This window comes from Myxococcus sp. XM-1-1-1, from assembly GCF_020037095.1.
GTDB classification, from domain to species: domain Bacteria; phylum Myxococcota; class Myxococcia; order Myxococcales; family Myxococcaceae; genus Myxococcus; species Myxococcus fulvus.
Genome location: NZ_JAIQDH010000002.1, coordinates 71,526 through 95,027, shown reverse-complemented (window position 1 = coordinate 95,027; position 23,502 = coordinate 71,526). Strand labels below are relative to the sequence as shown.

Annotated in this window: 24 protein-coding genes; 12 read left to right on the top strand and 12 right to left on the bottom strand. The window is 69.1% G+C overall.

Features of this window, described 5'->3' with window-relative positions; genetic code table 11:
• Window positions 1-70: 70 nt before the first annotated feature.
• Window positions 71-1,213, top strand: coding sequence for a triacylglycerol lipase (locus tag K8640_RS04530; protein WP_194869405.1), 1,143 nt, complete (start codon window positions 71-73; stop codon window positions 1,211-1,213).
• Here the strand turns inward: K8640_RS04530 and K8640_RS04525 are convergent.
• A complete protein-coding gene (locus K8640_RS04525) occupies window positions 1,188-2,708 on the bottom strand; it encodes a PLP-dependent aminotransferase family protein (protein WP_223745946.1) in 1,521 nt (506 codons plus the stop codon). The genes K8640_RS04530 and K8640_RS04525 overlap by 26 nt on opposite strands.
• A 123-nt stretch (window positions 2,709-2,831) precedes the next feature.
• Here K8640_RS04525 and K8640_RS04520 point away from each other — a divergent pair, with 123 nt between their 5' ends.
• Window positions 2,832-3,269: a rhodanese-like domain-containing protein gene (locus tag K8640_RS04520; protein ID WP_223745945.1), complete on the top strand. Its 438-nt coding sequence runs from the start codon at window positions 2,832-2,834 to the stop codon at window positions 3,267-3,269.
• Window positions 3,270-3,274: 5 nt separating this feature from the next.
• Here the strand turns inward: K8640_RS04520 and K8640_RS04515 are convergent, their stop codons facing one another.
• Entirely contained in the window at window positions 3,275-4,372 is a 1,098-nt protein-coding gene (locus K8640_RS04515) for a TonB C-terminal domain-containing protein (protein ID WP_223745944.1), read from the bottom strand.
• A gap of 256 nt (window positions 4,373-4,628) precedes the next feature.
• Here K8640_RS04515 and dps point away from each other — a divergent pair, with 256 nt between their 5' ends.
• From dps to K8640_RS04485, 6 genes are all read left to right on the top strand, one after another.
• Window positions 4,629-5,237, top strand: coding sequence for a DNA starvation/stationary phase protection protein Dps (gene dps / locus K8640_RS04510; protein ID WP_255652664.1), 609 nt, complete (start codon window positions 4,629-4,631; stop codon window positions 5,235-5,237).
• Window positions 5,238-5,341: 104 nt separating this feature from the next.
• Complete coding sequence (locus K8640_RS04505) at window positions 5,342-6,205, top strand: SDR family oxidoreductase (RefSeq protein ID WP_223745942.1); 864 nt, start codon at window positions 5,342-5,344, stop codon at window positions 6,203-6,205.
• Complete coding sequence (locus tag K8640_RS04500; RefSeq protein ID WP_223745941.1) at window positions 6,202-6,819, top strand: glutathione S-transferase family protein; 618 nt, start codon at window positions 6,202-6,204, stop codon at window positions 6,817-6,819. Before K8640_RS04505 ends, K8640_RS04500 begins: the two co-directional genes overlap by 4 nt.
• A 58-nt stretch (window positions 6,820-6,877) precedes the next feature.
• Window positions 6,878-8,320 (top strand): YdiU family protein, encoded by a 1,443-nt coding sequence (locus K8640_RS04495; protein WP_223745940.1) that lies wholly within the window; start codon window positions 6,878-6,880, stop codon window positions 8,318-8,320.
• A 46-nt stretch (window positions 8,321-8,366) separates the two neighbouring features.
• Entirely contained in the window at window positions 8,367-8,915 is a 549-nt protein-coding gene (locus tag K8640_RS04490) for a hypothetical protein (RefSeq protein WP_223745939.1), read from the top strand.
• Window positions 8,912-9,337 (top strand): B-box zinc finger protein, encoded by a 426-nt coding sequence (locus K8640_RS04485; RefSeq protein WP_223745938.1) that lies wholly within the window; start codon window positions 8,912-8,914, stop codon window positions 9,335-9,337. The genes K8640_RS04490 and K8640_RS04485 overlap by 4 nt, the downstream gene beginning before the upstream one ends.
• 243 nt (window positions 9,338-9,580) lie before the next feature.
• Here the strand turns inward: K8640_RS04485 and K8640_RS04480 are convergent, their stop codons facing one another.
• The 3 genes from K8640_RS04480 to K8640_RS04470 all read right to left on the bottom strand — a co-directional run bounded on the left by K8640_RS04480 (window position 9,581) and on the right by K8640_RS04470 (window position 12,028).
• Window positions 9,581-9,991, bottom strand: coding sequence for a hypothetical protein (locus tag K8640_RS04480; RefSeq protein WP_223745937.1), 411 nt, complete (start codon window positions 9,989-9,991; stop codon window positions 9,581-9,583).
• A gap of 150 nt (window positions 9,992-10,141) precedes the next feature.
• A complete protein-coding gene (locus tag K8640_RS04475; RefSeq protein WP_223745936.1) occupies window positions 10,142-10,711 on the bottom strand; it encodes an imm11 family protein in 570 nt (189 codons plus the stop codon).
• A gap of 3 nt (window positions 10,712-10,714) precedes the next feature.
• Window positions 10,715-12,028 carry an AHH domain-containing protein gene (locus K8640_RS04470; protein ID WP_223745935.1) on the bottom strand — a complete coding sequence of 438 codons (1,314 nt, stop codon included), beginning with the start codon at window positions 12,026-12,028 and terminating at the stop codon, window positions 10,715-10,717.
• Window positions 12,029-12,208: 180 nt separating this feature from the next.
• Here K8640_RS04470 and K8640_RS04465 point away from each other — a divergent pair, with 180 nt between their 5' ends.
• From K8640_RS04465 to K8640_RS04455, 3 genes are all read left to right on the top strand, one after another.
• A complete protein-coding gene (locus tag K8640_RS04465; RefSeq protein ID WP_223745934.1) occupies window positions 12,209-12,862 on the top strand; it encodes a hypothetical protein in 654 nt (217 codons plus the stop codon).
• Window positions 12,863-12,951: 89 nt separating this feature from the next.
• On the top strand, window positions 12,952-13,491 hold the full coding sequence (locus K8640_RS04460) for an inorganic diphosphatase (protein ID WP_223745933.1): 540 nt from the start codon (window positions 12,952-12,954) through the stop codon (window positions 13,489-13,491).
• A 5-nt stretch (window positions 13,492-13,496) separates the two neighbouring features.
• Complete coding sequence (locus K8640_RS04455; protein WP_223745932.1) at window positions 13,497-14,396, top strand: CHAD domain-containing protein; 900 nt, start codon at window positions 13,497-13,499, stop codon at window positions 14,394-14,396.
• 14 nt (window positions 14,397-14,410) lie between these two features.
• Here K8640_RS04455 and K8640_RS04450 read toward each other — a convergent pair whose 3' ends face one another.
• From K8640_RS04450 to K8640_RS04440, 3 genes are all read right to left on the bottom strand, one after another.
• Window positions 14,411-14,992 carry a DUF4142 domain-containing protein gene (locus K8640_RS04450; RefSeq protein ID WP_223745931.1) on the bottom strand — a complete coding sequence of 194 codons (582 nt, stop codon included), beginning with the start codon at window positions 14,990-14,992 and terminating at the stop codon, window positions 14,411-14,413.
• Between the two features lie 118 nt (window positions 14,993-15,110).
• Window positions 15,111-15,470 (bottom strand): tenascin-X, encoded by a 360-nt coding sequence (locus tag K8640_RS04445; RefSeq protein ID WP_223745930.1) that lies wholly within the window; start codon window positions 15,468-15,470, stop codon window positions 15,111-15,113.
• An 81-nt stretch (window positions 15,471-15,551) separates the two neighbouring features.
• On the bottom strand, window positions 15,552-17,030 hold the full coding sequence (locus K8640_RS04440) for a hypothetical protein (protein WP_223745929.1): 1,479 nt from the start codon (window positions 17,028-17,030) through the stop codon (window positions 15,552-15,554).
• A gap of 165 nt (window positions 17,031-17,195) precedes the next feature.
• Here K8640_RS04440 and K8640_RS04435 point away from each other — a divergent pair, with 165 nt between their 5' ends.
• Window positions 17,196-18,449, top strand: a complete 1,254-nt coding sequence (locus K8640_RS04435) for an Hsp70 family protein (RefSeq protein WP_223745928.1) — start codon at window positions 17,196-17,198, stop codon at window positions 18,447-18,449.
• Window positions 18,450-18,455: 6 nt separating this feature from the next.
• Here K8640_RS04435 and K8640_RS04430 read toward each other — a convergent pair whose 3' ends face one another.
• From K8640_RS04430 to K8640_RS04415, 4 genes are all read right to left on the bottom strand, one after another.
• A complete protein-coding gene (locus K8640_RS04430; protein ID WP_223745927.1) occupies window positions 18,456-19,412 on the bottom strand; it encodes a hypothetical protein in 957 nt (318 codons plus the stop codon).
• Window positions 19,413-19,525: 113 nt separating this feature from the next.
• The gene (locus tag K8640_RS04425) at window positions 19,526-19,957 is read right to left on the bottom strand and encodes a hypothetical protein (RefSeq protein WP_223745926.1); all 432 of its coding nucleotides are present in this window, start codon (window positions 19,955-19,957) and stop codon (window positions 19,526-19,528) included.
• Window positions 19,958-20,126: 169 nt separating this feature from the next.
• Window positions 20,127-22,394 (bottom strand): pyridoxal-dependent decarboxylase, encoded by a 2,268-nt coding sequence (locus K8640_RS04420; RefSeq protein ID WP_223745925.1) that lies wholly within the window; start codon window positions 22,392-22,394, stop codon window positions 20,127-20,129.
• 236 nt (window positions 22,395-22,630) lie between these two features.
• Window positions 22,631-23,500 carry a hypothetical protein gene (locus tag K8640_RS04415; RefSeq protein ID WP_223745924.1) on the bottom strand — a complete coding sequence of 290 codons (870 nt, stop codon included), beginning with the start codon at window positions 23,498-23,500 and terminating at the stop codon, window positions 22,631-22,633.
• Window positions 23,501-23,502: the final 2 nt, after the last annotated feature.

Below are 23,502 nucleotides of genomic sequence, written 5' to 3'. Positions count from 1 at the left end.
CCGCACAACGCCCGCTCGGCGGCAGCATTCCCGAGGGGAATCACGCGGCGCGTCAGGTATGGTGGAGGCAATGGCCGCGAAGCACCACATCTATCTCGTCCCCGGTTTCTTCGGGTTCATCAATCTGGGCGAGCTCGTCTACTTCGGACACGCGCTCGACTACTTGAAGGCGGAGCTGGCCCGGCGGGGCATGACGGACTCGGAGGTCACCATCGTCCTGTCCCATCCGACGGCGTCCATCCGCACGCGCACCGCGGACCTGCTCAAGGTCGTGCAGGAGACGGCGGGTGGGGACGACGGGCCCATCCACCTGGTGGGGCACTCGACGGGTGGGCTGGACGCGCGGCTGTTCGCGAGCCCCGGCGCGCAGTTGGCGGAGGGGTTGGAGCTGGAGCCGTTCGCACGCAGGGTGCGCTCGGTGGTGACGGTGTCCACGCCGCACGCGGGCACGCCGCTGGCGTCGTTCTTCCTGGGGCTGTTCGGTCAGCGGCTGTTGAAGTTGTTGTCGCTGTTCACGGTGTACGTGCTGCGCTTTGGCCGGCTGCCGCTGCGGGTGGTGTTCCGCTTCGGGCACCTGATGGCGCGCGCGGATGACCAGCTCGGCTGGAAGCAGACGCTGTTGGACCAGCTCTATGACCAGCTCCTGGGGGACTTCTCCTCCGAGCGGCGCGACGCGGTGTCGAAGTTCCTGAGCGACGTGGGCAACGACACGTCGCTGATTCCGCAGCTCACGCCGGAGGGCATCGACCTGTTCAACGCGAGCACCGTGGACCGGCCGGGCGTGCGCTACGGCTCGGTGGTGACGCAGGCCAGGCCGCCGTCCTTGCGCACGCGGGTGTCCGCGGGCCTGGACCCGTACGCGCAGCTCACGCACACCATCTACGCGTTCGTATATGGACAGACGCAGCGCATGCCGCTGACGGCGCTGCCGCTGCACTCGCCCGCGCAGACGGCGGCGCTGGTGCAGGCGTATGGCGCGATGCCGGGGCCCACGGCGTGTGACGGCATCGTCCCCACGCGCTCGCAGGTTTACGGACGCGTGCTCGCGGCGGTGCGCGCGGACCACCTGGATGCCATCGGCCACTTCGACCAGCCCGCGCACCAGCCGCCACACGTGGACTGGCTCATCTCCGGCTCCGGCTTCCGTCGGCCCCAGTTCGAGGCCACCTGGAAGAGCATCACCGACTTCATCTTCGAGGACGAGGCGCGCTGAGGTGAGGTGACGCCTCGCTCTCCGCGAGCAGTGGGACCAGCTCCCGGACGGCGGCGCGGAGGCCGGCGGGACTCGCCCCCGAGAACCCCAGCACCAATCCCTGCTCCCGCTTGCGTCCCAGGTAGAGCGGCGACAGCCGGCGTGCGCCCAGGCGCCTCGCATCCGTCCGCTCGACCAGCGCCAGGTCCTCACACCCGGACGCCAGGAATGCCGTGACATGCATTCCCGCCTCCGCCGCGCCGGGTCGAAGGCTGGGATTGCCTTCACGTCGCAATGCATCCAACAGCGCATCGCGTCGCTCCGAGTAGACCTGCCGCATGTGTCTCAAATGGGTGACGTAGTGGCCCGAGTCCATGAAGTCCGCCATCGCGGCCTGCGACAGCGTGGGCGTGTGTCCCTCCGTCGAGGCGCGCGCCGCGGTGAAGGGCTCCACCAGCCCCTGGGGCACCACCAGGAAGGCCAGTCGCAGCGACGGGAACATCACCTTGTTGAAGGTGCCCGCGTAGAGCACCCGCCCCGCGGCGTCCATGCCCTGGATGGCCGCCAGCGGACGCGTCGCGTAGCGGAACTCACTGTCGTAGTCGTCCTCGAGCACCCACATCCCCGAGGCTCGCGCGTGCTCCAACAACGCCAGTCGCCTCGGCAGGCTCATCGTCACGCCCAGCGGGTATTGGTGCGAGGGTGTGACGTACGCCAGCCGCGCCCTCGGGGCCCGCGTCCGCCCCGTGTCCACCTGGAGCCCCTGCGCGTCCACCGGCACCGGATGCAGCCGCGCTCCCGCGGACTCGAACGCAACGCGCGCTCCCAGATAGCCCGGCTCCTCCAGCCACACGCCGTCGCCTTCATCCAGGAGCAGCCGCGCCGTCAAATCCAACGCTTGCTGTGTGCTGGAGAAGACCAGCACCTGACGCCAGGCACAGCGCACGCCGCGCGCGGGCCCCAGGTGCGCCGCGATGGCCTCGCGCAGGGGACGAAAGCCCTCGGGCTCACCGTGGAGCATCCGCTCCGGCCCCCACGCCCTCGCCTGCCTCGCGACGGCGCGCGCCCAGGCCTTCGCCGGAAACAGCTCCAGCGCGGGGAGGCAGGGCGTGAAGGGACGCACGTCCCGAGGCTCAGGTGGAAGCACGTCACCCGCCATCCGCCGTCCCCGACGGGAGAGCCCATCGCCCCGGGCCCGTGGCGAGCCACCTCGCACTGGGGTGCTTCGGGGCGCGCGTGAATGCTCCGGCAGCGCGACGGTGCTCCCCGAGCCCACGCGCCGCTCCAGGAAGCCCTCGGCGTCGAGCTGCGCGAAGGCCTCCTCCACCGTGCCCCGAGAGAGCCCCAGCTCCCGGGCGAGCGTGCGCGTGGAGGGCAGCCGGCTCCGAGGCGCCAGCGTCCCCGAGAGGATGGCCTCGCGCAGCCGCTCGTAGAGGCGCCGATGCAGCGGGCCTGTCCCCCGACTCGAGTCCAGCATCAGGAAGGACAGGGGCACGCCCTGGGAGCGCTTCGTCATGGCCCCTCACGTAACCGGGCCTCGTGAAATGGTCCACCCCTGTGCACCGAAGTGGTGCTTTCCCATGGGCCACTGGGAGCGCACTGTTCCGAGCGTCACGGCCCATCCACCAGGAGCCCTCCCATGACCACGCCCTTCTCCTTCGTCCTCGAAGTCCCCGCCGCGTCACCCGAGGAGGCCCGCCGCCACTTCCTCGCGAAGCTCTCCGTAGAGACGGACGCCGCCGACGTGCACCTGGACCTGGAGCGCGGCAAGAAGGGCTTCGTCGTCGTGGACACCCGCTCGCCGGACGCCTACGCGCAGCGCCACATCCCGGGTGCGCGGAACCTCCCCACGCGGAGCATCTCCGAGACCACCACCGCCCACTTGAGCAAGGACGACGTCATCGTCACCTACTGCTGGGGCCCGGGCTGCAACGGCTCCACCCGCGCGGCGGCGAAGCTGGCCGCGCTCGGCTTCCGCGTGAAGGAGATGCTGGGAGGAATCGAGTACTGGGTGAAGGAGGGCTACGCCACCGAGGGCACGGCGCCCCAGGGACAGCCCGTGTACGCGGAGCGCTGAGCCCGTCAGTACACGCCGATGAGGATGACCTTCACGCGCGGGTTGCCCACGTACTCCTCCAGGCGCCAGCGGCTGCGCAGCCCGTCCGAGCGGAGCCCATGGCCCGACTCCGGGGGCGCGTCCGCGCTGGCCAGCGCCTCCTTCAGGTGCGCGACGGCCCACTGGTCGAACTTCGGGTCACCCGAGCCCTCCAGCACGCGCAGGTCCACCAGCTCACCTTCACGCGTCTGCCGCACCTCCACCACCGCGGCGAGCGCCAGGATGGGCTCGGTGACATCCACCATGAACATGTTCGCCGCGCGCCCCGCCTCCACGGCCGCCTGCATGCGGTTGCGCTCCTCGAGACGGCGGTCGCGCTTCGTCGCCACGTAGGGCGAGCCCGTCTCACCGAAGCGCTTCACCGCGTCCACCTGCTCGCGCTTCATCCGCGAGGCCAGCACCTTCAGGTCCGGCGACGGCGGGTTCACCAGCTTCTTGGCGAACCGGTCCTGGAGGTTCGTGAAGTAAGGATTCACCGCGCCACTCTCGGCGCGCGCCGAGGCCGCCGCGTCCGCCGCCCAGCCATCCACGCGCGCCTGGGCCTCCTCCGCCTGCTCGCGCGCAATCACGCTCGGGTCCGTCCCCGCGTCGCCGTTGTTGCGCAGCGTCCGCCCGGACTGCGACGGGCCCACCGGCATGCCGCCCACCCAGCCCTTGGGCATCAGTGAAATCGCCGGCCCGCTCGCGCGCGGAGCATCCGCGGGCAGCTCTTCGGAACCGGGCGCGTCCTCCCTCTTCCCGCCACCGGGCGCCTGCGCGACCCGCGAGGGCTCCGTCGACGGCGAGGACGGCGGCGTGGCGGGCGCTTTCGCGATATCCGTCGGCGGACGCTCCGCCTTGCGCGGGGGCTTCGGCGGTTGCGGCGCGGAGGGGCTCGTCGCCGGAGCGGGCGTGGCCACCTGCCGCGGTGCCTTCATGGGCACGTAGACGATGTCCAGCTCCGTCACCGTCGCCGTCCGCCGCGCGGGCACGGGTCCGCTCATCCGCGACAGCGCCACGAAGAGCGCCGCGTGCAGGAGCAGCGACAGGACGACCGCGATGGACCACGAGGAGCGCCGGGACACACCTGAAGTCTGCCTCCAGTGCCTCCCGAGAAGAAGCACTTCGCCGCTCGAAATGTCCGGCCCCGAGCCCCTACCCGGTCCCTCCCAGGACGAAGGGGGCCTGGAGCCGCGTCATCGCGACCCCGTGAGCAGGCCCGTCTTCCAGGGAACCCGGGCGCGCCTCGCGATGCTCACGACGGGGCTGGCCGCCACGTGTCGTCGGGGAGACCGCCCGGTCGGCCGGCCGCTCTGCGGGCGTGATGGGGCGCCATGGCGCATGTGGGAGGTCATCCCCACTCTTCGGAAAGCTTTCTGGAGGGAGCGCCAAACCATGAACTTTCCCAGCCATGTGAATGTCCCCAGTGAGAAGCGTGAGGAGATCATCGACCTGCTCAACACGCTGCTGGCCGACTCCATCGACCTGCACTGGCAGATCAAACAAGCGCACTGGAACATCCGGGGCACGCACTTCTACAGCCGCCACCTGCTGTTCGACGACCTGGCCAAGCACGCGCGCAAGCAGGCCGACGAGTTCGCCGAGCGCGCCGGCACCCTGGGCGGCTACGCCGAGGGCACCATCCGCCTGGCCGCCAAGAACAGCGAGCTGCCCGAGTACGACCTCAAGGCGGTGGAGAGCGAGGACCACCTGAAGGCCCTCGTCGACCGCTTCGCCCGCTACGCGGCCTCCATCCGCGGCGGCATCCAGCGCTGCGACGAGCTGGAGGAGCCCATCACCGTGGACCTGCTCACCCAGGTGCTCGGGGACGTGGAGCTGGACATGTGGTTCCTGGAGAGCCACCTCAACGGCGGCGCGCGCCCGGGCATGCGCCCCGGCAAGGGTGGCCGGGACGCGGGCACCGAGCCCACGCGTCCCACCAACGCCTGAGGCCGCGACAAGGGTCCTCCCTTCCACACGGGCCCGGCGCTTCCACGAGCGTCCGGGCCCGCGTCGGCATATAGAAGGCGTCCTCGAAATCCTGGGGACGTCATATGAGCGCCGAGACACGGATGGACGGGAAGGTGTGCCTCATCACCGGGGCCACCGGCGGTATCGGCCTGGAGACCTCGAAGGCCCTCGCCCGGCTGGGCGCCACCGTGGTGCTCGTGGGCCGTGACGCCACCCGCACCCAGGCCGCCGTGGACGCCGTCAAGGCGGAGGCGCCGGACGCCCGGGTCGACTTCATCCTCGCGGACCTGAGCTCGATGTCCGCCGTGCGCGCGCTGGCGAAGGTGTTCCTCTCGCGCTACTCGCGGCTGGATGTGCTGGTGAACAACGCGGGGCTCATCATCGACCGGCGACAGGTCACGGTGGATGGGCTGGAGGCGACGTTCGCCACGAATCATCTGGCGCCCTTCCTGCTCACGAACCTCCTGCTGGACACGCTCAAGGCCAGCGGCGCCGCGCGGGTCATCAACCTGTCGTCGGACGTGCACTACATCGGCAAGCTGGACTTCGACGACCTGCAGAGCGAGCGCCGCTATGACGGCTTCCGCGTCTACGCCACGTCGAAGCTGGCCAACGTCCTGTTCACGCACGCCTTGGCGAAGCGGCTGGAGGGCACGGCCGTGACGACGAACGCGGTGCACCCGGGCGTGGTGCGCTCGGGGTTCGGGCACAACACGCTGGGCTTCTTCAAGTGGATCGTGAAGCTGGGCGGGCCGTTCTTCCTGTCGCCGGCCGGCGGCGCCAGGACGTCCATCTACCTGGCCACCTCGCCCGACGTGGAGAAGGTCTCCGGGAAGTACTTCGTCCGACGCAAGAAGAGGAAGCCGTCCGCGGCCGCGCGGGACGACGCCCTCGCAGAGCAACTCTGGCGCGAAAGCGCGCGGCTCACGGGAGTCAGCACACCATGATTGACCTGTACACGTTCGCCACGCCCAACGGGCGCAAGGTCTCCATCGCCCTGGAGGAGCTGGGGCTGCCCTACACCGCGAAGTCGGTGGACATCTCCAAGGGCGAGCAGTTCAAGCCCGAGTTCCTGGCCGTCAATCCCAACAACAAGATTCCGGCCATCGTCGATGCGCAGGGGCCGGGTGGACAGCCCATCACCGTGTTCGAGTCGGGCGCCATCCTGCTGTACCTGGCGGAGAAGACGGGGAAGCTGATGCCCTCGGACCTGCGCGGCAAGGCGCAGGTGACGCAGTGGCTGATGTTCCAGATGGGCGGCGTGGGCCCCATGTTCGGGCAGCTCAACCACTTCGCGCGCTTCCACTCCTCGAAGATTCCCTACGCCATCGACCGGTACACGCAGGAGTCGAAGCGGCTGCTCAAGGTGCTCGACGGGCAGCTCGGCAAGGGGGACTACGTCGCGGGGGCGTACTCCATCGCGGACATCTCGCTGTACCCGTGGGTCGCGGGCTCGCAGAGCTACTTCCCGGAGCTGTTCGCGGGCCTGACACGCGTGCCGCAGTGGCTCGCGCGCGTGGGCAGCCGCCCCGCCGTGCAGCGGGGCATGAAGGTTCCCTGAGTCGTCCTCCCGGGATGCGGCCGGACGACGGCCGCGTCCCCGCTTGTTGTCCTCCGTCATGCCCACGCTCGAACAACTCGTCTTCGACAACACCTACGCCCGCCTGCCGTCTGGATTTGGAGCGAGGGTGGCGCCCCGCGCCTTCCCGAACGCCCGGCTGTTGAGCGTGAACCCCTCGGCGATGCGGCTCTTGGGGTTGGAGCCGGAGGAGGCTCGGCGGCCTGAGTTCGTCGAGGTCTTCGGCGGTGGCAGGCCGCTGCCGGGCATGGAGCCCTTCGCCATGGTGTACGCCGGGCATCAGTTCGGCGTGTACGTGCCTCGGCTGGGGGACGGGCGCGCGCTGCTGCTGGGCGAGGTGCGCACGACGGACGGGGCGAAGTGGGATTTGCACCTGAAGGGAGGCGGGCCCACGCCGTTCTCGCGGGGTGGGGATGGGCGCGCGGTGCTGCGCTCGTCCATCCGTGAGTACCTGTGCGGTGAGGCGATGCACGGGCTGGGCATCCCGACCACGCGGACGTTGTGTCTGATTGGAGGGGATGAGCCGGTGTACCGCGAGGAGGTGGAGACCGGCGCGATGATTGTGCGGATGGCGCCCTCGCACGTGCGCTTCGGGACGTTCGAGTACTTCCACTACACGGAGCAGCCCGAGCAGGTGGCGCGGCTGGCGGACCACGTCATCGACGGGCACTTCCCGCACCTGTCCGGGGTGGAGGGCCGGTATGCGCGGTTCTACGCGGAGGTGGTGGAGCGCACGGCGCGGCTGGTGGCGCGATGGCAGGCGGTGGGCTTCGCGCACGGGGTGATGAACACGGACAACATGTCCATCCTGGGGCTCACGCTGGACTATGGGCCGTTTGGGTTCCAGGATGACTTCGAGCCGGGGTTCATCTGCAACCACTCGGACCACCGGGGCCGGTATGCGTTCGACCAGCAGCCGCGCATCGCGATGTGGAACCTGGCGTGTCTGGGTGAGGCGCTGCTGACGCTGATGACCGAGGACGAGGCCCGCGCGGCGCTGGCCACGTTCGAGCCGACGTTCAGCGCGCACTTCCTGTCCTTGATGCGCGAGAAGCTGGGGCTCCAGGAGGCGCGCGAGGAGGACCGGGCGCTCGTCGGGGATTTGTTCTCGGTCATGGCCGAGGCGGCGGTGGACTACACGCGCTTCTTCCGGGCGCTTGGGCGGGTGGAGGACGCGGCGGTGATGTTCGCGGACCGCGTGCCGTTCGATGGCTGGGCGGAGCGCTACCGGGCGCGGCTGGCGGCGGAGGGGAGCGTGGATGAGGAGCGCCAGGGGCGGATGGAGCGGGTGAATCCCAGGTATGTGCTGCGCAACTGGATGGCGCAGGCGGCCATCGAGCGGGCACGGCAGGGGGACTATTCGGAGGTCGTGCGGTTGCTGTCCGCACTGGCGGACCCCTTCACCCAGCGCCCCGAGTACGAGGAGTACACGGTGGCGCCGCCGGCCTGGGGTCGGCACCTGGTGGTGAGCTGCAGCTCTTGAGGGGCTGGCTGGTGTTCGAGGGAAGTGGTGGATTAGAAAGACGGCCATGCGTCAGGTCGTCATTCCCAAGAACGAGCTCAGTGAGTTCGATTTGCCCCGGGTGTGCGTCATCACCGGGCAGACAGAAGGCATCACGTTCCAGCCGGTGAAGTTCTCGTGGTATCCGCGCTGGCTGCTCATCTTCGTGCCGTTCGCGGCGCTCATCGTGTTGCTCGTGGCGATGCTGCTGACGAAGAAGGCGCAGGGGACGCTGCCGTTCAGCGAGGAGGGCTGGGCGCAGTGGAAGCGCGCGAAGCTGGTCTTCGGGTTGTCGTTCCTGGGGACCATCGCCGTGTTGTTCGGCTCCATCTTCACGTTCGGCGGGAACACGCAGACCGGGAGCTACCTGATGGTGGGGGTCCTGGTGGCGGTGCTCGTGCCCGTGGTGGCGTACTTCGCGGTGGTGCAGGGGAAGGTGCCGCAGGTGTTGCGCATCGACGACCGGAACATCACGTTGCGGCTGCCCAGCGATGAGGCGGCGTCCGCCATTTTGAGGCACCTGCAGGCGGGACAGGCCTCGCGGGCGATGCCGGCGCGTGAGGTGCGCTCGGCATGAGCGTGGAGGCTCCACCGGAGGGAGCGAGCTGCGCGGCACATCCGGACGCCGAGGCGAGCTGGGTGTGTCTGCGGTGTGGCACGTTCATGTGCCCGGCGTGTGAGCGTCGGGTGCGGCCGGAGGCACGGCCCATGTGTCCGACGTGCTGGGATTTGCGCTCGCGCGTCGTGCCGGGGCAGGAGGGCACCAGCAAGTCGACGGTCATCACGGGCTTCGTCCTGGGTGTGCTGTCAGTGCTCCCCTTCTGCTTCATCCTGCAGGCGGGCGCGGTGATCATGAACCTCGTGATGATGAGCCGCGTGGAGAAGACGCCCGAGCTCGCGAGACTGCGCTGGATGCCCATCGCGGGCCTCGCCTGCTCGGGACTTGGCTTCGCCATCACGCTGCTGGTGTGGATGCTGGGGGGCGACCTGCGGGACTGAGCGACGACAGCCACACCAGGCCATCGCTCACAGGCGATTTCTGCCCCGGCCCCCATCTGCTGTAGCTCCATCCAGTCGTCCGAAGAAGTCCTCAGGGAACTCGACTTCCAGATGTCCACGCTGTTCGAGGTGGTCGAACAAGCGGTTCGTCACGTGTCGAAGCTCAGCGATTTTGAGCTTCATCCCTCAGACCTCGTCGAGTTCCACGCCCAGGGCGCCAATGAGGCCCCAGAGCTCGTCCTCTCACCAGAGTTCCAGCTTCAACTGCGACGCCTCGCGCAAACTCGCCGCCTCCCTACCCCAGTAGGTGCGCGTCGCACCATCAGCCATCAGTTCCTTCTTACAGCGAGTCATGAGCCATGAAGACCACGCCAAGAAACCTGGAGGCTTATCCACCTCTTTCTCTCCTTCATAGTACCGAGCCTTGAAAAACAGACGCCCCGGGCGCATCACGGAGTTGTTCACCCTACATGGACTGAACTCAACGACTGGCGAGTCAGTCGAATCCACCCTGTAGAGATTCCTACCTGGAATCGGTTGAAACCGGACCCCAAGCGCGTCCACGCCCCTAACCAGATAAACCATGTGGGTTTGCTCCGCGAGCACACCTTTAGCGTCGACAACACAAGGCGTCTCAGTCAGGCCCTTGACCACTCGGAATTCCTCTCCCGCACGAAGAACCGCCTCCAATGCCTTTACATCCATACCCGTAAGGCACACTGCCATTTGTCGTCCCACAAAGACCTCGTCAACTGTACGAGCAGAATCGCTGGCGAAACTCGGCCACCTCTTGAACTTCTTGGTTCAGACCTCGTCGAATCTGCCGCCGAAGATGCCATTGGCCTCCAGCGCGTCCTTGAGGTCCTCATCGACGATGATGGGAGCGTGCCATCCCCAGGTCCGGAACACGCGAGCGTCGCCAACCTTCGTCTTGTCGATTCGCAACCTGGACACTGAACGGTACTCCCCGACCCGCTCCGTGTACTCGTCCGCGGTACGAATCTGGACCGCCGCGCATGCGGCGTCATCGATGCACCGAATCTCCCGAGCCACGTTGAGCAGGAAGAAAGGTTGAGACTCTCCCTCGACATCCACCGAGAAGAGCTGAACATCTTCGGGAGCCATCTGGCGGAACAGGGACGCGACCCGGTCGCTGACAATCGGCGCCTGCCCTGCCCCTGCGGTCGTGAAGTCCAGTGGAGCCCCTGCTTGGTAGAGCGGGATGCGCAATCGCTCGGTCAGCTCGACCGGCTTCCCCTGGATGAACTGCCAGATGTCCTCGATCTCGTCTCCGGCGGGATTCTGAGGGTCCGACAGGTACCAACGGCCGGGCACGTATACGTCGATCTTCAAATCAAAGAAGCGGCGCCCCATGTGTCATCCCTCGATGTCCTTCAACACCAGCTTCCGGAGCCAACTGCCAGGGGTCGTCAGGTCTCGTGCAATCTTCGCCAGTTCGTCGACAAGCGCGACACGGCACTTCGCGGGCCCTCGACAGCCCTGCATGGCGTCCGTGAGCCGGCGGAGCACCTCCTGGTGATACTCAGCAGGATGCGGGCCCTTGTGCCCCTGGATTCGTACGAGATTCGCGGTGTCATTCAGGCTCATGTTCGCTCGTTCGAAGAGCGCCTGGAAGATCGGCGTCCATGGGCCACCGGATACCTCGGAGATCTCGTTCTTGTCGGTGCAGATATGGTGGACGTTGCCCTCCGGGTCTCCCTGGATGACGCCCCCAGCCTGCGCGGAGGCGCCCGGTCCCATCGCCACGGCGGCGACCGCCGTCGGCGCGAGCGTCACGTTCAACACTCCGGCGGAGGCCACTGAAATCGCCTGGACCTCGCCGACCAGGGCCCCCGTGAGGAGAAACCCACCCTCCATCTGGGCCCGGGAAGCCGCGTGAGCGAAGCCCGGCAGCCTGGGCCCCTGCGCGGCCATCGCCCCCCTTCCGCCCAGCGCCGACAACGCGACCACCACCAGGACTCGCGCGCCGTTGTCTCCGAGGAGCTTGCCGAAGCGGTGCCCCGCCCGCTCCAGGTCCGCGAAGTTCGCCGCAGCCTTCGACTCGTCCATGAGCCGCAGGAACCCCTGCCCCAGATTCCACACCGGCCCGGTCCCCAGGTACGCAATCAACGACGCCGTCAGCGCCACCGCGACGAGCTTCGTGATCGGCTCCGGCGCCACCAGCATCACCAGCGCCGTCCCAATCATGGAGGTCACCATCGCCCGCAACGCAGCCGCGTTCACCACGTCACCCAGCGCCTCCTCCACTCCCTCCCAGACCGTGTCGAGCGCGAAGTAGAGCGCCATCATCCTGCGCTCCATCGGCCCCAGCGCGAGCCCTCCCGCCAACATCCCCAGGCAGTTTCCAGGATCGTCCTGCCGCTGGCAGATGCGCTCGTACTCCGGAGAAACCGCGCGCCCCCGCGCCCCATCCACGAATCCACCCGAGGACGCGAGCAACGAGCGCCGGAGGTCCTCCTCCTCACTCTCCCTGAACGCCACATCCAGCTTCATGTCGAGCACGAGCCGGGAGACCACCTCCTTGAAAGCGTCTTCTTCAATCTCGACCGGCGCTGACTCCACCGGCGTGTAGGCGATGGACGTCCCCTGCCCGGTCCTCAGGTTCACGACCCGGGACGCTGAACACCCGACACCGAGCAACAGCAGTGCGATGAGCCCCTCGAGCTTCATGTCTTCCCCCCAACCCTGACGCCAATGCCTCGGGCGGTGCGGCGCGACATAACAGCCCAGACAGACAACCTCAAGGGTCACCAACCAAACGAGTGACTCCATACATCTTTCCATCTCCACTCCAGCGACGGCGCCACCCGGCACTTGAGTTCCCGCCCCGCGCTCGCCCAGGATGTCCGCATGCGCGCCCTGCTGCTCCTCGCCGTGCTCCTGGCCTCCTTCGCCCAGGCCCAGACGGCCCGTCCCTCGTCCCTGATTCCGAACTTCGACGACGCCCGCGACAAGGCCCCCGAACGCTCGTGCGACAAGGACTGGAGCGGCCGCGTCACCTGGGGACTCTGCACTCTCTCCCGGCAACCCGACGCGCTCTGGTTCCTCGAGAAGAACGACGCCCTCATTCGCGGCAGCTCGAAAGTCTGCGGCCAGGACCAGTCCATCAAGAGCCTCACCCTGTCGAGCTGCGGCAAGCCCGATGCCACCGTCGTCGACGCCACGCCCTGCGCCGCGCGGATCACCACCTGCCTGCATGAGCTCGGCACGGGCCTCATCGCCGTGGAGCACTACGACGTCGGCAACTCCACCACCTACGTGCGCGTCTACGACGTCCCCAACCGCAAGCGCCTCACCTCAGAGCAATGGACCAACGGCTGCACCTCCAGCGCCTGCTCCGTGGGCGCCCTCCAGGACGTCGATGGCGATGGCCTCCCGGAAATCGTCTTCCGCCAGTCCCGCGAACCCACCGCCCGCCCCGAGCGCATCCTCAAGTGGAAGGGCTCCTCCTTCCAGGACGTCGGCCGCTTCCTCTGGAAGGGCCAGCCCACCCAGGCCCGGTAGACTTCCCGACACTCGGAAGGTTGGCGACCCGTAACGTCGCCCACAGGGCTCTTGCCGGGCCGCGCCTCCGGCACGACCTTTCACCTTCCATGACGACGGACCTCTCCCGCCTGCCCACCCGCGGGCCCCAGGGCGCCTTCCACGTCGTCGTCGAGTCGCCTCGCGGCTCGACGGTGAAGCTCAAGTACGACACCGCGCTCTCGGCCTTCTCGCTCTCACGTCCCCTCACCCGGGGACTGCGCTACCCCTTCGACTGGGGCTTCATCCCCTCCACCCTCGGCCCGGACGGCGACCCGCTCGACGCCATGGTCCTGTGGGACGACTCCACCTGGCCCGGCGTCGTGCTGCCCTGCCGCGCCCTCGGTGTCCTCCAGGTCGACCAGAAGAAGAAGGACGGCAAGCCCGGGGAGCGCGAGCGCAATGACCGCATCCTCGCCATCCCCACCCAGGCGCCCCGCGCCGAACAGCTGCGCACCTACCAGGACATCTCCAGCCGAGAGCGCGATGAGCTCGCGCACTTCTTCCTCACCGTCGTCCACTTCGCCGACAAGGACGCCCGGGTCCTCGGCTGGGAAGGCCCCGAGGCCGCCGAGCAGATGATTCGCACCTACGCCGCGAAGGGAGGCTAGGCCCCATGGCTCAACCCACGCCCATCCGAGGTCTCGGCCCCGACAGCGAGCTGGGACAGGCCGCGCGCCGCATCCTCGCCGGACGACTCGCCGATGTCCGCAAGCCGGAGTCCAAGCTCAACGGCACCATCGACGACGACGCCGTCCACGACATGCGCGTCGCCACCCGCAGGCTCCGCGCCGCCCTCCAGGTGTTCCGCCCGCTGGGTGGACTCACCAAGCTGGAGCACGAGGTGAAGCGCCTCCAGGACGCGCTGGGCGACGTGAGGGACCTACACGTCCAGGCTTCATGGCTCGAGGACGTCGCGAAGAAGGCGCGCCGGGAGAAGCCGGAGACCCGCAAGGGCATCGCCGCGCTGGGCAAGGCCCGGCTGACCGGCCTGGAGGCACGGGAGAAGCGACTGCGCTCGGAGCTGAAGCGCTGGTCGTCCCGCACCCTGCCTCGCATGCTGCGCAAGGTGGATGGGCTGGAGGATGACCATCGCTTCGGCGGGCGCCGCGTGAAGGAGCCCCTGCACTGGCGCGTGCGCCGCGTGCACAAGCGGATGAAGGTCTACATGGACGCGCCCGACGCGACTTCCGCCCATGTGCTGCGCAAGGAACTGAAGAAGCTGCGCTACGAACTCGAGATCTTCCAGCCCGCCTTCCGGCGGACGCTCGGCGCGATGACCGAGATGCTCGTCCCGCTCCAGGAAGGACTCGGCGAGCTGCACGACGCGGACGTCCGGCTGGAGGTCTTCGAGCGGCTCGCCGCGGGCGGCAAGCCCCAGGAGCGCAAGGCGGCTCGCGCCCTGCTCCCCCTCATCCGAGAAGGCCGCGCGAAGCGCTCCGCCGAGATTGCGCGCGAGCTCCAGCGCTGGCACGCCGAGGACATCCCCCGGCGGCTGCTCCAGGTCCTCTCGTAGCGCGTCGGGCGGGCTCAGGGAGCAGGGGCGTCGAAGAGGGCCTTCTGGATGGGCAGGGCCTCCTCCAGGTGCCCCTGCACCGTCTTGCGCTGCGCCGTCAGCGCCTGGCGCAGGGCCTCGTTGTCCGACTGGGACAGCAGCAGGGAGTCCATCAGCATCGCCGTGCGCGCATGGAGCGCGAGTTGCACGTCCATCAGCGCCAGGTCGAAGCGCGTCCCCTCCAACGAGTCCATCTCCGCCATCATGTGCTGGGCCTCCGCCATCAGCATCGAGGACAGCTCGCTGTCCGCGGGCCGGAGCCCCTGGTCCACGGCCAACAGGCCCAGCTCCTCGCGCGCCACGGTGTGCTCGGTGACCATCTTCACGCTGAAGTCCCGCACCGACGCGGTGGTCGCGCGAGACTGCCCGAGCGCCCCGAAGGCAACCTCGCTCTCGTTCGCGACCTGCACCACCCGGAGGATCTGCGCGTCCGTGAGCTCCACCGTCTGCGTGCTGAGCCCCGGCACCGGGCTCTCGCTCGACTCACTCATGCAGCCCACCGCGAACACCACCGCGCCCGCCAGCAGCGCGCCCATCCACCCTCTCACCCCGTGCATGTCCCCTCCCCGTTCTCCACCCAGGCTGGCGGAGGTTGGGGAGGGGCAGGTGCGAGCGGTATGGGCGCGGGAACCGTTGCCACTGTCCGACGGACGATAGGTGCCCGACCAGCGACGCTCAGCCGTCGCAATCCAAAGGACAGCTCTGGTGCGTCTCCGCACCGGTGCAATAGCCGTCACCGCACCCGTCAACCGGAGCGTCGCAGTCCGCCGGGCAGCTCTGGGGCGTCTCCGCACCGAGGCACGCGCCGTCCCCGCACGTGTCCGTTGGAGGCTCGCAGTCCGCCGGACACGTCACCCAGTCCTCGCCGGAGCCACACTCCCCATCCTTCTTGCAGAGCGCGGGCTCCTGCGGTTCGTCCCACAGGGACGCGGCCTCGCTGGCGGTCGGCTCGAGGGCTTGCTCGACGGCTCCACCACAGCCCATCACCACGCCCAACCCCAGTGCTCCCAGGATGACGACGAGACGCTGCTTCATGATGAGACCTCCTCGGATGTTGTGAGGAGGCCTTTCGTATCACGAGGCGCTTTTCGACACCCCATCACCGGAGCGATGGGATTACTGCTGCGGTGTGGGTTGCGTGTCCTGGAGTGGGGTGCTGGAACCAGTGGGCCCGCCTGGCGAGGTGGCCTCGATGCGCGTGGCGGTGGCCTCGCCTGACTCATCCATGGTGTACGCGGCGCGCACCTGGGCGCCCTCCGGGAGGTCCTCGGCGACCGACTGGATGCCATTCACCATCACCAGCGTCGAGGGGCTCACCGTCACGCGGAGCTGCGGCTCGCCGTTCTGGCTGAGCAAGACCTCGCTCTCGGAGGCGCGCACCACCTCCCCGGTGAACTGTTGTTCGGCGCCGAGCTGGGCCCCCGAGGACGCCGTGCCGCCCTGCCACGTCCCCGTGGACGGGACGGGGAGCATGACCACGGGCTGCTGGGGTTGCTGTGTGACCGTCCCAGTCTGCGACTGGGTGCCGGTGGTTTCTGTCTGAGACTGTGTCTGGATGTCGGTGGACGGCGCGGTAGCCACCGGCTGCTGCTGGGTGTCCGCGGTGGGCTGCTGTGGCTCCGCGGTGCCGAGAATCTGTTCCTGCTGCTGCCGTGCATCGAGTTGCTCGAGGGGTGAGAGCGGCTGGGGCGGCTCCTCGACCGGCTGCGAGGTTTGCGCCGAGCTGCTCGAATCGGTCGAGGGCAAGGTCTGCGATTCACCCGCCGCGGAGGAGCCTCCAATTCCCGGCTCCGCGGTGGACTGGGACGGGACCGACGAACTCGATGATGAGGTCTCCGAGCCCGTGCCACCGACCGCCGCCGCGCTGGACTGGCGCGCCTGCTGCTCCGCGCGCAGCTCGGCCTGCCGCTCCGCCGCGCGCTCCGCCTGCCTTTCAGACTCGAGATCGCTGGCGTCATCCGTCAGCGTCCCCGTGGCGCCAGCGCTCTGCTGGGCCTGCGCCTGCTGCTGCGCCTCACTGCCCTGCTGTCCCGCCTGTACGGACTGCTGCTGCGCCTCCGAGCCTCCCGGTGCAGTCTGACCCGCTTGAGCCGCCTGTGCGGACTGCTGCTGCGCCACTGCGCCTTGCTGTCCCGCCTGCGCCTGTTGCCGTGTCGTCGGGTCCACCTGCCCCGCCTGCGTGGCCTGCTGCTGTGTCTGTCCCGCCTGTGCGGCTTGTTGCTGGGCTGCGGTGGCCTGCTGTCCCGCCTGCGTGGCCTGTTGCTGAGCCGCGGTGGCCTGCTGGCCCGCCTGCGTGGCCTGCCGCTGTGCCTCGGCCGCCTGCTGTCCCGCCTGCGCGGCCTGCTGCCGTGCATCCGCACCCGCCTGGGTGCCCTGCTGCGGCTCCGCCTGCCCCTGGCCCGACTGCCGTGCCTCCGCGGACTCGCGCTCGGCCCGGCCCTTCGCTTCGTCCAGCTCGCGCTGCTCCCGCTGGACGTCCTCGCGCGCCTGGGTGGCCTGCTGTTTCTGCTCGTCCTCCTGCGACGACTTCGACCGACATCCCGTGACGAGCAACGCGGCGCCCGCGGCCACCGCCCACTTCGCGCGGAGCTTCATGAGTCCTCCTGTCGTGACTGCCCGAACAAGAAACATGGGAAGTCATCGAACTCCGCCAACCCACGCCCTCTCCGGGCGGCCGCCCACTCGGCCGTCCTGCATCGGGCAGCCCACCTCACGACGCCCTACCCTTTCCGGGACTTTGGGGATAAGGGGCGCACCCCCATGCACGCCTGCGGACTCGACTTCGGAACCAGCAACACCGCGGCGGCCCTGCCCGACGGCACGGTGCTGTCCCTGCAACCCCACACCTCGGAGCCCCGGCTCTATCGCTCCGTCATGTTCTTCCCGGACGACGAGCGCGAGATCTACACGGGCGCCGACGCCATCAACCGCTACCTCGAGGACAACACCGGGCGCTTCATCCAGTCCGTGAAGTCCTTCCTCCACTCCAGCTCCTTCCGCGCCACCCAGGTCAAGGGCCGCACCTTCACCATCGAGGACCTGGTCGCCATCCTCCTGCGCCGCGTGCGCGAGGCCGCCGGCGCCCACATGGGCACGCCCCCGGAGGCCGTCATCCTCGGCCGCCCCGCCGTCTTCACGCCGGACCCGGACGCGGACGCCCTCGCCCAGAAGCGCCTGCAGCGCGCCGCCGAGCTCGCCGGCTTCCAGCACATCGAGTTCCTCATCGAGCCCATCGCCGCCGCGCTCGCCTACGAGGCCCAGCTCACCCGCGACGAGCTGGTCCTCGTGGCCGACTTCGGCGCCGGCACCACCGACCTCACCCTGATGCGCCTGGGCCCCTCGCGCCGGGGCGCCAAGGACCGCCGCCCGGACGTCGTCGGATCCACCGGCGTGCGCATCGGCGGAGACCGCTTCGACGCCGAAATCATGCGCCACAAGCTCTTGCCCCGCTTCGGCGCCGGCTCCACGTACCGGGTGCGCGGCCTGAGCGACAAGCGCCTGCCCATTCCACAGCACATCATGGCCAAGCTGCTGTCCTGGCACGAGATGTCCTTCATCCGTGAGAAGTCCACCCAGGAGCTGCTCAATACGATGATGGAGACCAGCGACAAGCCGGCCGAAATCGAGGCCCTCCACGACCTGGTCGTGGACAACCTGGGCTACCGCCTCTTCCGCGCCATCGAGGCCGCCAAGGTGCGCCTGTCCCGCGACGACGTCGCCACCATCGACTTCGAGGAGGCCCGCATCAACCTCCACGAGCCCATCACCCGCGCCGAGTTCGACGCCTTCAGCCAGCCGCTGCTCGACGAGCTGGAGCAGTGCACCCAGGGTCTGCTCGCGCGCCACCCGGAGGCCGAGCACATCGACGCGGTGTTCCTCACCGGTGGCTCGTCGCAGATTCCCGCCGTGCGCCAGCTCTACGTGCGCCGCTTCGGCGAGGAGCGCGTGCGCACCGCGGACGCCTTCACCTCCGTCGCCGAGGGCCTCGGCCGAGCCTCCGCCACCCTGGGCTGAGCCCGCTCACTCGAGGTAGAGGATTTCGGGCCCCGACACCCGGAGCAAGACCTCTCCCGCGTGGTCGCCCTCCTTCAGGCGGCGGCCCCACCACGCGATGGCCGCGTCGACCTGTCCATAACCGACGACGTCGACCCAGGCCGCATGGGGCGCATGGCAGCCGGGCCGGGACACCGTGGTGACCCCACGCTCCGTCCCGGGCGCGCCAATCAACACGCCGGTGTTGCCGCGCTGCTCGATGGCCTCGGGCTGACCGTCGACCAGCGGCGCGAAGACCCGCGTCCCCTGCCCCGTGAGCACGAGGAGACGGTGGCCCGGGTACTCCTCCGGCTTGCACCACGCGACGGTGTAGCCGTCCTGCGCGCCCATGCGAGTCTTCACCTGGTCGACCGTGCCCAGTGGCGCCCACACCTGGATGACGATGGCGCCCTTGCGATGCCCCTCCTGCATCCAGCGCCCCAGGTACGCGATGAGCGCATCCAGCACCTGGAAACTGGGAGCCACCAGCACCCTGTTGCCGGGCTCACACAGCCACACGAAGCCCGGCTCGCAGCGCTCGAACAGCCATCCCTGGTCGCGCAGGTAGTCGTAGTCGAGTCCCTCGACACGCGATAGCACCCGCTCGGGTCGCGCCGCCGAGGGGAGCTGGGACGCCATCATCACGGGATGTTCGATGCTCAGGCCGGGCGCGAGCCGCCGCTCCAGCGCGACATCACCCTGCCGCCGTGACGTCGTCGCCAGGGGCACCTCGCCCAGGCCCGTCACCACGACATCGCCCAGGTGTCCCTGGTGGCGAGCCGTCTGCAAGAAGCTCAGCGTCACCGAGTAGCCGACGTATCTCCCCGGCCGCGTCCGCACGTCGGACTCGCTCCCCAGGGGAGGCACCGGACGCACCGCGCGCGGGGCACACGCGCCCAGCACGAGCCCCGCAATCACACCCACGACCAGGAGCCTGTGTTCCATGGGCTCGGAGCATTCCCTCCGGAAGGCCCCGCACGCCAATCATGGAATCGGCATGGCTTTCCCGACAGCACCGCGCCGCCCGGAGACACCTGCTCCGGACGGCGCGAGGGACATCACTCCACCCAGGCGACGTTGCCCAGGCCCGCGGCGACCATGTCGCACACGTAGAAGATGTCGTCGTAGGGGTAGTCGTCGTAGACGCCGCGCGCGGGGATGCAGCGCGCCGTGGACGGCGACGGGGCGTTCAGGGACGCCGCCAGGTCACGGCAGCTCTGGTGGTCCGTCGGGCCCGAGCACTCCTCGGTGCACGAGTCCGCGCGAATCCAGTACGGGTTGTAGAGCGGGTACGAGTCCGCCTCCAGCCAGCACAGGCCCGAAGCACACTCGGAGTCATACTGACAGCCGCCGCCCGTGGCCGTCAGGCCCTGGGTCTGCTCCGTGGTCTCCGGCGTCGGCTCGGCCGGGGCCTGCTCCGGCGCCGCGTTGCTGCAGCCGAACAGCGAGAGCGACAGGATGGAAGCCGTCACTGCGAGGAAGTTCCGCATTCGATGCGCACCTTTCCAGGTGAGGGGGAGCGCACAACCAAGCATTCCCCGCGAACAGAGCCAAGGGGCCTTCTCGTAAATTCTTATTTACGGAGACAAAACAAGGTTTCCGTTGACTCGGGCTACATCGGCCACCTCGGAGCACTCCGAGGTGGCCGGAGGCCCGTGGCTAGCGGGCGCGGCGGGTGGCCTTGCCCTGCAGCTCGAGGAGGGTGTCCTCCACCGCGGCGCGCAGCTCCTGGATGATGGTGTCGAGGAAGGGGCGGCCCTCCAGGTCCTCGGTAATCCAGGGGTCCATGATGACGGAGCGCAGCACGGTGATGCGGCCCTCCTCGACGTCCTCGGGCGTGGGCGTGCCCAGGAGCCGCTCCTGGTAGTCGGCGAAGAACTTCTTGCCGTAGTCCGCCTCGATGAAGTCGGTGGTGCTCACCAGCAGCCGGTAGCCGTAGATGTCGCGGCCATCCGCCTTCACGCCGAGCCTGTCGTAGATGCCCCGGTTGAAGTCATTCGCCTTGGCGAGGCTGGGATTGAGCCCGTCCGCCGTCTGGAAGTTGAAGGCATACGTGAGGATGTTGAGGTCCGCGCCCATCTCTCGCAGCAGCTCCAGCTCCTCGGAGCGGGCGCTGGCGAGCAGCTCCTCGTGGCGCTTGTTGGAGAGCTGGTGTCGCAGCGTCTCCAGCGCCTTCTGCGTCCCGCCGTACTTCTTGCGCAGGTTCTCCGGCAGCTCGAAGCGCGGGCCGGGCACCACCCGGTAGCCGTCCGCCACCGCGTTCATCATCAGGAGGCGCGCGTGGAACAGCTTGCAGTTGTAGAGCGCCCTGCCCAGGATTTTGCCGTAGCCGCGCTGGTCGGGCGGCACGACGGCGTGGCTCAGGTACACGCCCGCCGCGGCGGCGCCGGGCTTGGAGCCCTCGATGCCGTACTTGCCCACCGTGAGGTCCTCCTGGCTGCCCGCGGTGTTGATGTACGGCGCCTCGAAGGCCACGAGGCTGCGCATCGCCTGGTTGCGGTAGCACAGCGCGCCCGCGGGGTACGGCAGGTAGCCCGTCTTGTGCGGGTCCACGGTGATGGTGTCCGCCTCCGGCAGCGCCTCGAACTGCTTCATCGCGTAGGTGCTCAGCTGCAGCACCGGCGCCGGCGGCCCCGAGCGCGCCCCCTTGGGTCCGGGCGCCGGACGCAGGAGCGACGCGAAGTAGCCGCCCCACGCCGCGTCCGCGTGCACGCAGAAGGTCATGTCCAGCGGGTGGTACTTCTGCTTGCGCAGGCCCACCACCGACGCGAGCGGGTCCACCAGCCCCTCCTCCGTGGTGCCCATCACCGCCGTCACCGCGATGACCGGCCGCTTGTCCGCGCGGCACTGGTCCAGCCGCGACTCCAGCATCTCCATGTCCATGCGCCCGGCCTCGTCCAGCGGGACGCTGTACATGTGGTCCGCGCCCAGGCCGAGGATGGCCGCGGCCTTGGGCAGCGAGTAGTGCTTGGAGCCCGGCACCATGAACACCGGCGCCTTCACGTCGCCCAGGTGGCGCCGGGTGAACTCCACCAGGCCCAAATCCTGGAGCGTGTAGTCGGACAGCCGCGCCGTCAGCGTCTCCACCGGGATGCCGAACTGCTCCTGGATGCGCGTGGGCAGCCCCAGCACCTCGTCCACCTCCAGGTTGAGCGCCTGCCACGCGTTCAGGTCCAGCAGCCGCGCCTTCGTGTCGGACGGCAGGGTGACCTCCAGCCCCTTCGCGGCGGCGAGCGCGGGCTCCTTGCTCAAGGCCTCGCGCAGGGACAGCGGGTAGAACTTGAGGTTGCGCGCGGCCCACATCGCCTCGATGTTGGCGGTGGTGCCGCCACACGTCAGGTGGCTCCAGGGCCGCACCTGCCCCTGCTCGGCGTAGCCCACCATGCGACACAGGTCCTCACCGACGCGGACCTCCAGCACCGTCGTCAGCGGTGAGGCCTCCAGCGCGACGTTGTTCTGGTTGTAGAGCATGGCCGCGAAGTAGCCCGCCATGCCCGGCAACGTCTGGTCCCACGTCATGTGGCCCTGGTAGCGCATGCTGAAGAACGGCGCGGACTTCTTCAGCTCGGCCAGCAGCGTGTCGAACTCCGTGTGCAGCGTGTCCAGCGCGCGCAGGTAGCCCGGGTCTCTCTTGATGCTCTGAGTGATGGCGGGCGGGTCCGTGGGGTGGAAGTTGCGGCGCCAGAAGGAGTGGTCTCTCAGGGCCTCCAGCACCAGCTGCTCGAACAGCTCCGCGTTCTCCGCGCGCGGGCCCAGGAACCACGCCTCCACGTCGCGTCCGCCCGCGAGCGGCGACACCTCCGTGCGCGCCGAATCCCAGGGGACCTCTCGGTGCACGAGCTGATTGCGGTCCAATCGCTCGCGCAACGCCTGCTTCAAGCTGTCGAGGGCACGACCGGCGTAGTCCGGTTGGGACTTGTTAGCCATGAGGGACGCTCCTTGCCGACGGGGAAGGACCGTGGCGCGACGTGGGGCGCGCGCTGGGGGAGGGCCACGGTCCGCGCCAGACATACAGGACCCGTGTCCCGCGCCCATCACGCTCGCGACGTGGCGACAATTCCAGACAGTCCCACCGCCCTCCGGGGCCGGGAGCCGTTGACCCCTCCCTCAAAGGCAGACGGCCCGCTCGAAGGCGGGCCGCTTCCCCATCGACAGGTGCTCGACTACGGCCCCGCGTCCACCTCGCGGCTGAGCCAGCCCACGCCGCCACGACCGTCGCGCGCCACCACGTACACGGTGAGGCGCTGGGGCGTCTTGGGCGTCTCGTACTTCGACGTGGGGTCGCCCGGCTTGCCGTCCACCGGCTCCAGCGAGCGGAACTCCTTCACCTCGCCGTCCCCCGTGACGAACCAGCTGTAGAAGACCTGCTCCGTCTCCGCGCCGTCCTCGCCGGTGAACACCTCCAGGCTGCCCTCGGTGAGCGTGGGGCGGAACACCACCTCCTGGTCCAAGGGCAGCGGCCCCACCAGCGGCGCGTCGTTCCACAGGATGTCCGCCACGCCCGGGTTGTGGTTCGGCTCGCGCGTCATGCGCACCAGCACCTGGCGCACGCCGCGCTCGGTGCCCTCGGGCGTGCCGGAGCCGTCCGTCGCCTCGTAGCCCACGAACAGGGGGATGCCCTTCTCCAGCGCCGCGCGCGTGCGCGGGTCGTCCGGGTCGGGCGTGGCGCCGCCGTTGGGGTTGGCGGCCTGGAGCGCCTGCCGCAGCACCGCCTGCACGTCGGGGTTCTGCAAGGACAGGGTGCCATCCGCCAGCGGCACGCCGTTCTCACCGGGGCAGCGGCCGTCGTACGGGTTGCCGTTGAGCCGGCACAGCGCGTAGGTGACGGTGACGGGCCGCGCGTCCGGCGCCACCGCCAGCGCGGTGAAGGACGTGGGCCCAGGCAAGGCGCCCGTGTCCGGGTCCAGCACCAGCTCCGGCGGCTCCGCGCGGATGCCGAGCACCCGCACCCGCCGGATTTCGCTCTGCAGCTCGAAGTCGGGGCCACACGCCAGCAGCGCCGCGGCCAGGGAGAGGAAGACGCACGCGCGCATGG